The organism is Streptomyces sp. NPDC052023 (assembly GCF_044548465.1).
Classification (GTDB): domain Bacteria; phylum Actinomycetota; class Actinomycetes; order Streptomycetales; family Streptomycetaceae; genus Streptomyces.
The window spans coordinates 475,461-489,268 of record NZ_JBIUBW010000002.1; the positions used below are offsets into that span (position 1 = coordinate 475,461).

Annotated in this window: 12 protein-coding genes and 3 pseudogenes; 4 read left to right on the forward strand and 11 right to left on the reverse strand. The window is 68.9% G+C overall.

Annotated features, from left to right (window positions below; genetic code table 11):
- Positions 1–133 precede the first annotated feature (133 nt).
- A pseudogene (locus ACIHCM_RS06270) lies at positions 134–301 on the reverse strand (RNA polymerase subunit sigma-24); the annotation flags it as partial.
- Positions 302–549: 248 nt separating this feature from the next.
- Between ACIHCM_RS06270 and ACIHCM_RS06275 the strand changes: the two are divergent.
- Complete coding sequence (locus ACIHCM_RS06275; protein WP_399889876.1) at positions 550–987, forward strand: NfeD family protein; 438 nt, start codon at positions 550–552, stop codon at positions 985–987.
- Positions 988–1,016: 29 nt separating this feature from the next.
- Positions 1,017–2,111 (forward strand): SPFH domain-containing protein, encoded by a 1,095-nt coding sequence (locus ACIHCM_RS06280; protein ID WP_399889879.1) that lies wholly within the window; start codon positions 1,017–1,019, stop codon positions 2,109–2,111.
- Positions 2,112–2,317: 206 nt separating this feature from the next.
- Here ACIHCM_RS06280 and ACIHCM_RS06285 read toward each other — a convergent pair whose 3' ends face one another.
- Entirely contained in the window at positions 2,318–2,857 is a 540-nt protein-coding gene (locus ACIHCM_RS06285) for a hypothetical protein (protein WP_399889882.1), read from the reverse strand.
- A 211-nt stretch (positions 2,858–3,068) separates the two neighbouring features.
- Between ACIHCM_RS06285 and ACIHCM_RS06290 the strand changes: the two genes are divergently transcribed.
- Together ACIHCM_RS06290 and ACIHCM_RS06295 are read left to right on the forward strand one after the other, a co-directional pair.
- On the forward strand, positions 3,069–5,444 hold the full coding sequence (locus ACIHCM_RS06290; RefSeq protein WP_399889885.1) for a hypothetical protein: 2,376 nt from the start codon (positions 3,069–3,071) through the stop codon (positions 5,442–5,444).
- Positions 5,445–5,550: 106 nt separating this feature from the next.
- Positions 5,551–6,474: a phytoene desaturase family protein gene (locus ACIHCM_RS06295; protein ID WP_399889888.1), complete on the forward strand. Its 924-nt coding sequence runs from the start codon at positions 5,551–5,553 to the stop codon at positions 6,472–6,474.
- On the opposite strand, the gene ACIHCM_RS06300 is transcribed toward ACIHCM_RS06295, so the two are convergent.
- The 9 genes and pseudogenes from ACIHCM_RS06300 to ACIHCM_RS06340 all read right to left on the reverse strand — a co-directional run.
- Positions 6,464–6,631: a hypothetical protein gene (locus tag ACIHCM_RS06300; protein WP_399889891.1), complete on the reverse strand. Its 168-nt coding sequence runs from the start codon at positions 6,629–6,631 to the stop codon at positions 6,464–6,466. The genes ACIHCM_RS06295 and ACIHCM_RS06300 overlap by 11 nt on opposite strands.
- Before the next feature lie 165 nt (positions 6,632–6,796).
- Positions 6,797–8,377 (reverse strand): alpha/beta hydrolase, encoded by a 1,581-nt coding sequence (locus tag ACIHCM_RS06305; RefSeq protein WP_399890572.1) that lies wholly within the window; start codon positions 8,375–8,377, stop codon positions 6,797–6,799.
- A gap of 241 nt (positions 8,378–8,618) precedes the next feature.
- On the reverse strand, positions 8,619–9,083 hold the full coding sequence (locus ACIHCM_RS06310) for a hypothetical protein (protein ID WP_399889894.1): 465 nt from the start codon (positions 9,081–9,083) through the stop codon (positions 8,619–8,621).
- 301 nt (positions 9,084–9,384) lie between these two features.
- Positions 9,385–9,738: a MerR family transcriptional regulator gene (locus tag ACIHCM_RS06315; protein ID WP_399889897.1), complete on the reverse strand. Its 354-nt coding sequence runs from the start codon at positions 9,736–9,738 to the stop codon at positions 9,385–9,387.
- A 740-nt stretch (positions 9,739–10,478) separates the two neighbouring features.
- Positions 10,479–10,708 (reverse strand): annotated as a pseudogene (locus ACIHCM_RS06320) (SCO5918 family protein); the annotation flags it as partial.
- The gene (locus ACIHCM_RS06325; RefSeq protein WP_399890575.1) at positions 10,695–10,991 is read right to left on the reverse strand and encodes a hypothetical protein; all 297 of its coding nucleotides are present in this window, start codon (positions 10,989–10,991) and stop codon (positions 10,695–10,697) included. The gene ACIHCM_RS06325 and the pseudogene ACIHCM_RS06320, both read right to left, overlap by 14 nt.
- An 84-nt stretch (positions 10,992–11,075) precedes the next feature.
- On the reverse strand, positions 11,076–12,572 hold the full coding sequence (locus ACIHCM_RS06330) for a DEAD/DEAH box helicase (protein WP_399889900.1): 1,497 nt from the start codon (positions 12,570–12,572) through the stop codon (positions 11,076–11,078).
- Between the two features lie 243 nt (positions 12,573–12,815).
- Positions 12,816–13,019 carry a cold-shock protein gene (locus ACIHCM_RS06335; protein WP_004986771.1) on the reverse strand — a complete coding sequence of 68 codons (204 nt, stop codon included), beginning with the start codon at positions 13,017–13,019 and terminating at the stop codon, positions 12,816–12,818.
- Positions 13,020–13,443: 424 nt separating this feature from the next.
- A pseudogene (locus ACIHCM_RS06340) lies at positions 13,444–13,599 on the reverse strand (DUF5990 family protein); the annotation flags it as partial.
- Positions 13,600–13,808 lie beyond the last annotated feature (209 nt).

Here is a 13,808-nt window from a genome sequence, read left to right on the forward strand (position 1 = left end):
GTCCGTCTCGTCCGGCAGACGCCGCGATGCCGCCCGGCTCGCACGACAACCCGCGGCACGCCGCCGCGCGGGCCGGCCCATCGGCAGACGGTCCGCCGCCATGCCCCCCGGCGGGACCGAGGCCCGGGCAGCGCACCGGCTGTGCGATCTGCTCGTCGGCACAGCGACGGCGCAGCCGCACCGCCATCCACGGCGCGGTACGCCGGTACAGCTCCTCGAACGCCGCACGGTCACCCCTGGCCACCAGCCGGACGAGTCGCTCCTCGTCCAGCTCGCCCGGTGCCTTCCTGACTGATCTCACACCGGCTAGACGCGGGCGCCGGACCGCCGGTTTGCCTTGTGGTGTGACCCCCGTCACGCAGGTGGCGGATGCCTCGCGACGCCGCCGAGACCCCTCACTCCGCGAGGACACCCCACCGTGTGGGTGCTGGGCCCGGGGTTGCGGCGCTGCCCAGCCCGACGAGCGACAACCGGGGCTGCCGCGCCTGTCCCGCCCGGCGGGTCCGGGAGGTAGCTTTGGTGACAAGGCCCCTGAAGGAGGGCGATCCGATGCCGTGGTTCGTATGGCTTCTCGCCGCCGCGGCGTTGGGCGCTGCGGAGTTCTTCACCCTGACACTGGTCTTCGGGCTGCTGGCCGGCGCCGCGCTGGTGGCCGCCGTGGTCGCCGGTGTGGGCGTCGGACTGCTCGGCCAGCTACTGGCCCTGGCAGCGGCGGCGGCAGCGGGTCTCTTCATCGTCCGGCCGGTCGCGCTGCGGCACATGGCACAGCAGCCCCTCACACGCGAGGGCAGTGACGCGCTGATCGGCAAGCGGGCAGAGGTCGTGCAGGAGGTCACCGCCACCCGCGGCCTGGTCAAGCTGTCCGGCGAGGAGTGGTCCGCCCGCGCCTACGACGAAAGCCTCGTCATCCCGGTGGGAGCGCTCGTGGACGTCATGGAGATCGAAGGCGCCACGGCCGTCGTCTACCCCCGCGAACTCCTTCCATGAACGGCTGAACGCACAGCAACGGAGGCACTGTGGATCCAGTTGTCATCCTCACCCTTGTGGCGGCCATCGTCGTCGTCTTCCTCGTGGCCTCCACCGTGCGGATCGTCCCGCAGGCGCGCCGCTACAACATCGAGCGCTTCGGCCGGTATCACCGCACGCTGCAGCCGGGCCTGAACCTGGTTCTGCCGGTGGCGGACCGCATCAACACCAAACTCGACGTGCGCGAGCAGGTCTATTCGTCCGACCCCAGGCCGGTGATCACCGAGGACAACCTCGTGGTGAACATCGACACCGTGCTCTACTACCAGATCACCGACCCGCGGGCGGCGGCCTACGAGGTCGCCGACTACCTGCAGGCGATCGATCAGCTCACCGTGACCACGCTTCGCAACGTCATCGGCAGCATGGACCTGGAGGAGACGCTCACCTCGCGCGAGGAGATCAACTCCCGGCTCCGCGCCGTCCTCGACGACGCCACCGGCAAGTGGGGCATCCGGGTCAACCGTGTCGAGATCAAGGCCATCGATCCACCGCACACCATCAAGGAGGCGATGGAGAAGCAGATGCGGGCCGAGCGCGACAAGCGCGCGGCCATCCTGCACGCCGAAGGGGAGCGACAGGCCAAGATCCTCACCGCGGAGGGCACGAAGCAGAAGGACATCCTGGAGGCGCAGGGCACGCAACAGGCGATGATCCTGCGTGCGGACGGTGAGGCAAAGGCGGTGGAGCTCGTCTTCCAGGCCGTCCATCGCAACAACGCCGACCCGAAGATCCTGGCCTACAAGTACCTCGAGACGCTCCCGCACTTGGCCCGAAGCGACAACAACACGTTCTGGGTGATCCCGGGGGAGCTGACCGAGGCGGTGCGGACCGTCACCCGCGCGTTCGGCGACCAGTCCACGGGCGGTCCTCCCCAGGCCGCGCAAGCCGGCGCCGGCGCCGGCGACACGTCGGACGAGGGCCGTACTCCGGAACTCGACGCGGGCTGGACGGCCTCGCTCGACGCCGCCGCGGCCGCCGACGAGGCGGAGAGGCAGGCCGCCGCCGCGGTCAGCGACGCCAAGGCGGAGGCCGAGGCGGCGAAATCGCCCCAGACGCCGCGCCGGGGACAGACGTCCGGCTGAACAGCAAAGGCCCAGGTCTCGGACCTGGGCCCCCATGGGGCGGGTGACGAGCATCGACAGCGGTCGACGATGCCAGGCCGGCATGACAGGGCGTGGATCGCCGCGGAAGACCTGCTGCCCCCGCGCGGCGGAGGGCCGCTCGCCGATGAGGACGTCCGCCCCGCTGCGGTGACGTCATCCGTGGGGGTGGGGGTTCGTGCTCCTCATCACCACCCGGCCGACGGGTCCATCTCCTCGTCGTCCTCGTCGTCCTCCCCGAAGGGGTCGGCGAAGATCGCGAGGAGGCTGTCATCGACCTTGTTGCCGACTTCGTCCTCCGTGAGGAGGATCCTCCGGAGTGCGTTCAGCGGATACACGTAGCTGTCCGGGTCGCCGGGGGCCCCGACGCAGGGGTGATCGAGGGCGGAGGTCTCCGCGCCCGCGTCGAAGAACGGCTCGAGCTGTCCGCTGACGAGGTCCGGGATGTACTTCCACACCATGCCCTTGTGGCGGCAGAACACTTCTCCGAGGTACCAGATCGCGCCCTGGACGAAGGGTGTCATGCGCCGGTCGGTGATCTCCTCCATGCTGCTCGCGGTCTCCCGGATCAGCTCGTCCACGATCGCCAGGGAGGCCGGTGAGAAGTCGAGGACGCCGGCGAAGGAGGTCTGCGCGGCCCACGTGGCGTGAGCGGCCTCGCGTTCGGCGAGCCACGCGAGCAGGTCGGGGTGCCGGGTCGGGTCGTACGTCTCGTCAGCTCCGGTCATGCGGGCGACGGTAACAGTCCCAAGGGGTTTGCGTCTTTGCACATTTCACACACAACGAGCCGACAAACTCTTGTCTCTGATGGGGCGTCAGTGGCTAGGCTGGCCGGCGGACGGGCGGCGCAAAACGGGGGCCCTGCCTCGCCCGCGTCCCTCTTCTGTCCCATGGCCCCCACCCAGGGACACGGTTTTGACTACACCGATACGCATACGCATGAGACGGCGTCTGGGCTTCTGCCTTGCCGTCGTCGTCTCGGCGGGGACGATGCTCGTCGGGCTCCCCGCGAGCCCGGCCCTGGCGGCGCCGGGCGACTACGCGAAGGTGACCAGCGGCGGCCGGTGCGACAAGATGCACCTCGGCAGAACGTTCTCCCGCACTCCGGCGAACTCCGGAGCGCCGACCGGACAGCACCACTGGACGAGGTCCGGCCCGGATGAAGAGTACTACTTCAACCTGGAGTTCAAGGGCTTCGAGAACGTCCCCACCCCCACCCGCGCCGACCTCAACGGAGTCGGCAACACCGACGCCGACATCCGCAAGTGGGACAACGCCTACCGGGCGTCGAAGAGCCCCGAGGACATGAAGCGGGCCATCTGGGCTCGTTACGCCCGTTACCTCCAGGGCAAGCCGTCCCCGAAGCCTTTCGCCAAGTGGGTGCCGCAGAACCTGATCGGCGCCCAGCACTCCCGGGAGAAGGGAGGGGTCTTCGAGCGGAAGACCGTCCAGGACTACCGTCTCATCGGCCCGGACTGGCTGTGTGAGGTGACCGTCGAGATCTTCGACAAGGACGGCAACAAGATCGCCTCCCGCCGGTATGACGCCTACAACCAGCGCACCGGTGACCTCGGTGAGTTCAAGGCCGACGGCAAGCGCAAGCCGGGGCAGTTCGCGAACGACAAGATCATCCTGCGGCACAAGGACGCGCAGCACGACTTCACGAAGTCGCGGTTCACGATGTTCGCCGGGGAGAAGCCCAACGGGGCCACCACCCGCGAGTACAGAGCGGAGAACGACAAGCTCCGGGGCGAGCGCGGCACCGGCAACAACCCGATCCGGATCGCTGAGCGTCGCGCCACCGCGAAGGGGCTGTGGCCGCAGACGAAGTACACGAAGTCCTACCCGGTGTTCAATCCCAGGCCGAACACCGGCACGCAGGGACCGATCAACTCCATCGCCTACGGGTCGGGGGAGAACCCGGCGCAGGCGAAGCAGATCCAGCAGCAGCACAACCAGGCCAACACCCGTGGCGTCCTCGGCCGCGGCCCGGGTGGCGTCGACTTCTCCACCCTTGAGCTTCAGTACGTCGGCAACCCCGTCAAGGGCAAGGGACTCGACTACAGCATGAAGGCCGACTTCATGCCCGACGAGGACAACGAACCCGGCTGGGGCGGTCAGGCGAAGCTGGAACTCGCCTCCGACGCCCTGTTCACGTGGCTGGCGCTCACCCCGGACCGCATGTGGGTGAACCTGAACCCGGACCAGCCCGACACGATCATGGACAAGAACTTCGGGGAGACCGACACGGGCCGTGTCCTCCTCGAGGCAGACATGGAGATGAAGCGGGACTTCTCCCGCGCCATGAACCCCGAAGTCTCGCCCGGCAAGGAGTTCATGAACGCCGCGCCGAAGGTCGACGGGGTTCCGTGCTGGGGATCCGGCCGCAACTGGATCGTGCCCGGCCGGGCGAAGGTCCGCGAGCAGGACGGCGGCATCTACATCCTGGACGCGCCGCTGAAGGTCAACCACGCGGCGATGGACTTCGACACCCCCGTCCAGGGTGAGGACTGCTCCAGGAAGCTGACCAAGGAGGAGAAGGAGTACAGCCACCAGCTGATCGACCGCTACCTCGTCCCCCACGTCCAGAAGCAGATCAACACCGAGAAGAAGTACGCCGACCTGCGCCGCGTCTACAAGTCCCGCGTCGCGGCCGAGTGGATCCGCGTCCAGGACGCGAGGAAGGCGACCGACTTCCGGCCCATCATCAACAGCAACAACCTGAAGCGGTGGCCGCTGCGCGGCGAGAACGCCGACTGGGACAAGCGGACCGTGTGGGAGGAGATGCGCAAGTCGTTCACCGAGGGCGAATTCACCTATGAGTGGCCTCTCGCCGACGGCCGCATCTACACCTTCTTCGTCGGTGGGGTCGACTTCGCGAAGGCGCCGAAGCAGAACATCTCCGGTGCGCAGTTCCAGCTCCAGCACCGCGAGCTGCCTCGTACGACCAAGGACTCGGTGCGCGCGGAGACCTCGGCCCGCGACACCGACACCGCGTTCCTCGGCGGGAACGGGGCGGCCGACACCAGCGACGGCAAGCCGGATCCCTCGCCGACACCGACGCCGACGCCGACCGGGCCCGAGAAGCCGGACCCGACCCCGACCCCGACCCCGACGCCGACCGGCCCGGACCCGACGCCGACCGGGACCGTCCCGGGCAAGCCCGACGGCAACACCCCGGACCCTGACGGCGGCCTCGCCGACACCGGATCGGACACCCCCGTGGGGCTGATCTCCGCCCTCGCGGCGGCCGCGGTCGCGGCCGGTGCCGCACTCGTCTGGTGGCGCCGGCGCAGGTCTCGCACCGAGAGCTGACGCCCACGACAGCGCCCCACCCCCGCACGGTTGGGGGTGGGGCGCCGTCGCGTCCGGGGTCGCTCGGCGTGCGGCGGCGACCGCTGCGCGCTCCCTGCTCACGGGGGTGGCCGCCCACGCGGTCGGCAAGCTTCCGTCTCTTGCCTCCGGTGCGGTCGCGATGCTCCTCGGCCACCTCGCGCACGGTACGGGTTGGCCGATCCCCGAAGGGGGAAGCGCCCGTATCGCCGACGCACTCGCCCGCGACATCACGGCGGCCGGCGGAATCTTCCACACGGACCACGACGTGACAAGTCTCGATGAACTGCCGCGCGCCAAGGTGGTGCTGCTCGACACGAGCCCGCGGACGTTCGCGCGGATCGCCGGAGATCGGCTACCGGCCGGCTACCGGCGAGGTCTGGCCCGTTTCCGGTACGGGCCCGCCGCGGCGAAGGTCGACTTTCTCGTCTCCGAGCCGATTCCCTGGGCGAACCCGGCCGTGGGCGAGGCGGCCACCGTCCACCTGGGCGGAACCCAGGCGGAGATGTTCCGGGCCGAGACAGCGGCAACCGCCGGGATCCGCACACAAGAGCCGTTCGTGCTCCTGGTCGACCCCGCACAGGCCGACCCGAGCCGCGCCAGACCGGGGCGACGTCCCGTGTGGGCCTACGCCCACGTCCCCAACGGCGACCGGACGGACCCGACCGAGATGATCACGGCGCGCATCGAACGCTACGCACCCGGATTCACCGACACGGTGATCCATCGACGTGGCATCAGCGGCGCCGAACTCGACGCCTACAACCCGAACTACGTCGGCGGAGACATCGGGGCGGGCGCGATGACCCTCTGGCAGTCACTGATGCGTCCCGTACCTCGATTCGACCCGTACCGCACTCCGTTGACCCGTGTGTACTTGTGCTCCGCCTCAACGCCACCCGGACCGAGCGTGCACGGCATGTCGGGTTACCTCGCCGCGCTGTCCGCCCTGCGCCGCGAGTTCGGCATCCGAACCCCTCCGGGCCTCGGACCGCTGCCGATCAATCGGTGACCTGGGCCTGCTGGTCCTCCGCCTTGCCGGGGAAGACCAGACGCGCACCGCCGCCGATCACCCCGAAACAGCTCAGGATGAGGGCGAAGCGAGCGACCCTCGCGGCGCCGTCCCACTCGGTCGAAGGCCCGAGGGCCAGCCAGCCAGCGAGACCCATCGCCGCGATCACCAACACAACGCCAGTCAGCCGACGCACCCCGTGCTCCATTCCCTGTGATATCAGAACAAACCAGCCGATAACTCTACCTGCCGGTAACCGCAGTTGACATCACGCCCGTTGGCGGGCGGCCGGCAGCCCCGTCCTGCTCACCGTGTCCCGGGTTCAGAAGCGGCTGACCGTGCCCGGGACACCGGGCGGAGTCGGGAGGGGCAGTGGGTTGGGGGTGGCGCGCTCGCGGGCCGTGGGTGCGGCCTGGCAGGTCGCGTCCTCGGCCGGCAGTCTTCCGGTGGTCAGGTAGGCCGTGGCCGTCTTGTCCGCGCAGGATTTGGAGCCGTAGATGCCGTGTCCGACGCCCCCGGCGACGGTGACCATCTTCGCGCCCTTCATGACCCGTCGCAGGCCCTGGCCGCCGGCCAGCGGAGTCTGGGAGTCCCACTCGTTCTGCAGGATCAGCGCGCCGACCTTGTTGCCGACCTTGGTGGCGGGCTCGCCGCCCGTCTTCTTCCAGAACGCGCACGGCATGATGTTGGAGACGACATCGCCGTACAGCGGGTACCTGGCCTTGTCCCGGATCGCGTCGCTGCGGTACCGCTCCGGATCGCGCGGCCAGTTGCGGGTGTCGGCACATACGACGGTCCAGAAGCCGGCGGTGGCGTTGTCCGCAGGCACGGCACGGCCGAACGAGGGCGGAACGGGCGCGGGCGTCCGGGCCTCCCGGTCCCTGGACCGGGGCCTTCCCTCGGCGGCCTTCTTCAGTTCGACGACGGCCTCGGCGGCGTCGCGCACGCTGAAGAACGTGGCACGCAGGCCGGCGCGGAGGTCGTCGCCGCTCAGCTTCGCGCCGTCGAGGTCGATCGGTTTGCGGTCGGCCTGGGCGACGAGGTCGTAGAAGGTCTTGCGGACGGCCTCGGGCGTCTTGCCCAGCTTGTACGTGGAGTTCCGCTCGGCGGTCCACGCGGTCCAGCGGGTGAAGGCGGGCTCGGTGCCCTCGGCCCAGATCTGGATCATGCCACGCCAGATCCTGGCCGGGTCGACGGCGCTGTCCAGCACGAAACGGTCGGAGCGCCCCGGGAACATCTGTGTGTAGACCGCGCCGAGGTAGGTGCCGTACGAGTACCCCAGGTAGGAGATCTTCTTCTCGCCGAGCACGCCCCGGATGACGTCCATGTCCCGGGCGGTGTTGCGGGTGGTGATGTGGCGCAGCTTGTCGCCCTGCTTTGCGGCGCACTTCTCGGCGACGGTACGGGCCCACTTCACGTCCTTGGTGAACGTGCCGGCCTTGTAGGGCCGTTCCCAGTTCTGCTCGGCGTCCGTCATGCCGCAGCCGACGCCCGAGCTCTGCCCGATGCCTCGCGGGTCGAAGCCGATGAGGTCGTACTTGTTCCTCACGCTCTTCGGCAGCTCGCTCGCCATCTGCTCGGGCATGCCGACGCCCGGGCCGCCGGGTCCGCCCGGATTGAGCAGCAGCACACCGCGACGCTCGGCCCTGGTGCTCGTCCTCAGCCTCGATATCGCGAGATCGAGCTTCTTGCCGCCGGGACGGCTGTAGTCCAGGGGCACCTTGATGGTGGCGCACTGGAAGGTCACCGGCATCGATCTGTCGCAGCGGTGCCAGGCAGGCTTCTGCCGCAGATACTGGTCCAGGGGATTCGCCGCGGCGGACGCCGTCGCCGGCGCGAGCGCGGGAACGAGGGTGGCGACGACACTGGCTGCCAGGACGGTGGCTATTCGACTACTTCGCACGTGGGGGGCCTCGGGGTTGTTGCGTATGAAACGCAGCAACCCTTTCGCGTAGCGGAGTTGGGCGAATCCACCCCAGAGACAAGGCTTCTCCGACCGCGGAGGCACGGGCGGCGTGCCGGATGGTCCCCGAGTCGCACAACCAGGATCGGATCCGCGTCGTCTTCCTGAAATGACCTTCGGCAAGGCTTGGCTGCGGCCGCCGCCGGTGTGGGTTCTACGAACCGGCGCGTTTGCACGTGCCTCAGAGGTGTTGCTTTGCTGCTCTGACCAGTCGGCTGATGTCGTCCCGGGTCCGCACCCTGGCCGCGTCGAGTTCGGTTCTGGTGTCCGTCTTGGACAGCGTCGTCACGTCAGCGAGCACGTTCTCCGCTGCCTGGCTCAGCGTCTCGTCATCGGTGAGCATCTGAGCCCGGAACAGTGCTTCTTGGGCGTTGGAGCGCAGGTCGTAGGCGCGGATCCGTACCGTGTCGGGGTCCTCCGGTGGTGGCTGTTCGTGCTCGCAGAACCAGAGGTGAACCAGGCAGCGGCGGTAGTTGACCAATGCGCCGGCGTAGGCGGAGAAGGCATCGAGTCGTTCCTGCCGCAGCTTCTCCTGGCGGGTGAACCGATGGCTCCTGTCGACGGTGCGCTGCTGGAACGCCAGGGTGATCCCCGAGCCGAGCAGCGTTCCCAGGACGGCTATGCCGCTGGCGATGATGGTCTCCACATCCCAAGCTGATCACGCATCACCGTCCTCCGCGGGCCGTTACCGAACTCCGATGCCGACACGCCCTCCGACGGTGCTGGTGGGGTCATGGGCCGGGTACAGGGGCGGTCACCTGTGTTCATCGGCGGCCGGTCCCAAGGGCGGCTTCCCCCCTCGACGGGTCGTGGTCGACGCCACCGTCCACCGCTGGCGTCTGCGGGACAGGCCGACATACTTCCACGGCATGACCTGCCTTGCGTGCGGGCCTCATGGTCGATCGGGCGTAATACGTGTGCGAGCCGGCCGGCACGTCTCCTCGTGATCAGCCGGCACCCGGAATGGAATTGCCGGGCGCTTCATGCCCGGCCCGGCGGCGGTACTCGGCGTTGATGCGCTGAGCTTCCTCGAGCTGGTCCTCAAGGATGACGATGCGGCAAGCGGCCTCGATCGGAGTGCCCCTGTCGACGAGCTCGCGGGCGCGCGCCGCGATCCGGAGTTGGTAGCGGGAGTACCGGCGGTGTCCGCCCTCCGAGCGCAGTGGTGTGATCAGGCGAGCCTCACCGATGGCTCGGAGGAAGGCCGGACTGGTGCCGAGCATCTCGGCGGCCCGCCCCATCGTGTATGCGGGGTAGTCATCGTCGTCCAGACGATCACTGAGGGGGATGTCTGCTGTCATGTCACCTCGTTGTGCAACGCGTCGAGGGGCCCTGGTGCCGTACGGCACCAGGGCCCCGAAGGAAATTCAACACCATCTGTCGGCCCTCATGCTGTGCCGACCTTCTGTTTCCGCTACCAGCCCTGCAGAGGGGGGTGCGGGGATCGCGGCTGCGTGACCGGGGACCACCTTCCAATCCGGGGTCTTGCGGTACCCGGGCGAGTGCTTCTCGGACCGGGCGATCCTGATGGCGTCTGCTCCTCCGTCCTTTCTCCGAACTTGGTGAACTGGTACTTGCGGTACTGCTCGGTGGTGCTGTTGGCGGCCCCTCGTCCTGCGAGCCGCCCAGTGCGGTCCTCAGTCCCGTCACCGTCCTGCGAACACCTTGGCTTCGGGACTCCAGAACCGCACTGACCTGCGAACTTCTTGTACTGCAACCCGCCAGTTCGTGTCTGCCGGGCTTCGCTCGACCGGTGTCAACGAGAGAAAGGCTAACCGTGCCGGAGCTCAATGTCTACTCTGACAAGAACAGATTTAAGCCCTGTGGGGGAACAGACAGCATGCGACCTGCAGCAAAGGACGGCGCAGCCCTCGCGAGTCGCCGCACGCCTGTGCAATGCGGGTCAGGCCGTCAGGCGTCACTGAGTGCCGGGGCGGCGGTCCAGCCGCGGAGCACGGGCGGCGAGACAGCGGTGAGGGCCCTGCCGACACAGGTCGGCAGGGCCCTCACTGGGATCCTGATGGCGGTTTGCCGCCCGGCCTCACCCGTCCAGGGCGGCGGCGCCGAGCACCGCAGACGCGGACTGGAGGGGAGAGGGGACACCCACGGGCGTGGCGTCGGGGCAGGCATGGCAGGTGAAGCCGAGGCGGATCATGGCCCCGATGACGTCGCCGCCGGTGAAGTCGCGGCGGTCCTGTCGGGTGATGACCGGCCTACCTGCTCGACGGGGCAGCGGCGGCGGCCGACGGTCACGGACTCACCCGCGACGAGATGCCCTCACAAGGAAGGAGAACGGGCGGGCAGAAGGAGAACCGGCTGATCGGGGCACGCGATCAGCGAGGACGTCCCGTAGCCGGATCTGGTCCGTGTACGTGGAACTGCCGCGGTGGACATCGAGTTCGGCCAGGGTGATCGAGCCCGTGCACTGGTCGTCTCCGTCGCACAGGAGGAGGTACTCCACACGGGCACCGGCCATGACGGACAGGGCGACCTCGACGGTCATGTCGTCACTGACCCGGGGTCCGTCCGCCGTCATGTCGTCGACCGCGCTCATGGAGGAGAGAACCGCCTGTTGCCGCTGCGTCTGAACCGGTGTCAAAGAGGCCTCCTCGAAAGTGGGGTGAGCTTCTGATCGATGTCACTGGCCCGCCGGGTCGAAGGCGGGCCGCTGTGCCCTGCGCCGCTTCGCCTGTCCGGTGGGACGCCCTTGGGCGGAGCGGTCGCGGCGGCCTCGGGACGCGGGAGTCGCGGAGGACACGGCGCGGCGGGGACGTGGCACGGCCGGTACGGTGATGACGACGGGGACACCGGAAGGGGCCTGGGCGCCTGTGATGCGGGTCAGCTCCGCCTCACCGGACCGTACGGCGATGATCTGCGGGGTGATGCCGGCCGAAGCCATCAGCCGGTTCATGCCGCGGCGCTGGCCGGGGGTCACCAGGGTGACGACGCTGCCGGACTCTCCGGCGCGGGCGGTACGGCCGCCGCGGTGCAGGTAGTCCTTGTGGTCGGTGGGCGGATCGACGTTGACGACGAGGTCGAGGCCCGCGACGTGGATGCCGCGGGCCGCGACGTTGGTCGCCACCAGTACCGTCACGTGTCCGGTCCTGAACTGGGCGAGGGTCCGCGTCCGCTGCGGCTGGGACTTGCCACCGTGCAGGGCCGCGGCGCGGACGCCGCTGTTCAGCAGGTGCTCGGTCAGCCGGTCCACGGCGTGCTTGGTGTCCAGGAACATGATCACGCGGCCGTCTCGTGCCGCGATCTCGGTGGTCGCCCGGTGCTTGTCCGCTTCGTGCACATGGAGCACGTGGTGCTCCATCGTGGTGACCGCTCCCGCGGACGGGTCGACGGAGTGGACCACCGGGTCGGTCAGGTAGCGGCGGACGAGCAGATCGACGTTGCGGTCCAGCGTGGCGGAGAAGAGCATCCGCTGCCCTCCGGGTCGCACCTGGTCGAGCAGGGCGGTGACCTGGGGCATGAAACCCATGTCGGCCATCTGGTCTGCCTCGTCGAGGACGGTGATGTCGACGGCGTCCAGCCGGCAGTCGCCCCGGACGATGAGGTCCTTGAGCCGCCCGGGGGTCGCGACGACGACCTCCGCGCCGGCGCGGAGTGCACCGGCCTGTCTGCCGATCGACATCCCACCGACCACGGTGGCCAGCCGCAGACTCACGGAGCGGGCGTACGGGGTGAGCGCGTCGGTGACCTGCTGGGCGAGCTCGCGGGTGGGGACGAGGACCAGGCCCAGCGGCTGTCGTGGCTCGGCGCGCCGGCCCGCGGTACGAGCCAGTACCGCCAGGCCGAAGGCGAGGGTCTTGCCCGAACCGGTGCGGCCGCGGCCGAGCACGTCACGTCCGGCGAGGGAGTTGGGCAGCGTCGCCCCCTGGATGGGGAACGGTACGGTCAAGCCCTCGTGACCGAGCGCGGCCAGCAGCGGTGCCGGCAGGGCGAGGTCGGCGAACGACTCGACGGCGGGCAGCGCGGGCGTGACCGTCACCGGCAGCGCGAACTCGCCCTGGGGCGCGGTCTGCCGGTGATCGTTGCCCTTGGAACGCCGGGGAGCACCTGAGCGCTTGGCGGCGGAACCCCGGGAGCGGTCGTCGGTACGGGTCGTGCGGGCGGTGCGTGCGCGGTTCAAGCGGAACCTTTCCTCGATGTGAGCACGTAGGCGCGTAGCAAGGAATTTCCGCAGCAAGATGAACGGCGCAGAGAATCGCGAGAACGAGCCGGAGATGATGGGCGCCGAGTCGTATCGACGGGGGAATACGTCACCCTTTGGTGATGGGGTGGGCCTTCCCGTCACGCGCCCTGAAATGCAGCGAGCTGGGGCCCGCACCCCAAGGTGCGGGCCCCAGCTGCGACGTATGCGTTGCTGCCGGTGTCAGGCGGGAACGATGTTCTCGGCCGTCGGGCCCTTCTGGCCCTGCGCGATGTCGAACGACACCTTCTGGCCTTCCAGCAGCTCACGGAAGCCCTGGGCGGCGATGTTCGAGTAGTGGGCGAAGACGTCGGCGCCGCCGCCGTCCTGCTCGATGAAGCCGAAGCCCTTTTCCGCGTTGAACCACTTCACGGTGCCAGTAGCCATGTCATTTCTCCTTCGGAGACGATGTCCGGAATTCACCCTGTGCGAATTCCGCGTCGCCGTGCTGATTACCCCGTCGGAAAATGAACCTTCTGGCAACCACACCTGCAACTGAGAACGACGTTAGCACGGCGCGGTCGGCTCTGCCTGGTCAATAATTCCACTCGGGTTGACGGTCGAGGAATACTCGCCGTGCGCCGTACCTATTTCTCACTTCACGGATACAGATATTGAACCGCACGGATGCAGTGTTCCTGCCGAACGTGTCCGGCCACAGGGCCATGACCTCCGTCGATGAGCCATGCGCCGCCGCCATCGTCATGCACGGACGGGACGACGGCGAACGCGCCGAGACCTCACTGTCGCGAGGAAGGTCACATCGGCGCAGAGGAGACGACGCCGACGGCAGCGCGCGCGGTCCGTAGTCGGCGCGTTCGGCGGCCCCGGTGATGTGCGGGGGCTCGACTCGTGCGCACAGGGGCCCGCCCTGCGCGCCGGGCAGACCGAGGCGTCCGACCAGCAACCCGTCGCGTGCGGCGGCGGCGAGTACGTCGGCGGGTATGACGTCGAGCAGGAGCTGGGCCGGGCAGGTCGACGGCGTCGATGCGGATGCGCCTGGCGGCCATCATCCCTCAGGGGAGGGTCATGTTCGCCGGTTCGGTCGCATGGGGCGCGAAGGGGTGCCGGACGTGACGGGAGTACGGCACGTGAGGATCACGGACCTGTCTGCGCTTGCGTCAACCATCCACTGGACCTCGTGCGCTGTCTGGTGCACGCAGAGGGGTGCGCGCG

Coding starts and splice junctions, on each gene's coding strand:
- ACIHCM_RS06275 (WP_399889876.1), top strand. CDS start 550: ATGCCGTGGTTCGTATGGCTTCTCGCCGCCGCGGCGTTGGGCGCTGCG.
- ACIHCM_RS06285 (WP_399889882.1), bottom strand. CDS start 2,857: ATGACCGGAGCTGACGAGACGTACGACCCGACCCGGCACCCCGACCTG.
- ACIHCM_RS06290 (WP_399889885.1), top strand. CDS start 3,069: ATGAGACGGCGTCTGGGCTTCTGCCTTGCCGTCGTCGTCTCGGCGGGG.
- ACIHCM_RS06300 (WP_399889891.1), bottom strand. CDS start 6,631: ATGGGTCTCGCTGGCTGGCTGGCCCTCGGGCCTTCGACCGAGTGGGAC.
- ACIHCM_RS06315 (WP_399889897.1), bottom strand. CDS start 9,738: ATGACAGCAGACATCCCCCTCAGTGATCGTCTGGACGACGATGACTAC.
- ACIHCM_RS06325 (WP_399890575.1), bottom strand. CDS start 10,991: ATGAGCGCGGTCGACGACATGACGGCGGACGGACCCCGGGTCAGTGAC.
- ACIHCM_RS06335 (WP_004986771.1), bottom strand. CDS start 13,019: ATGGCTACTGGCACCGTGAAGTGGTTCAACGCGGAAAAGGGCTTCGGC.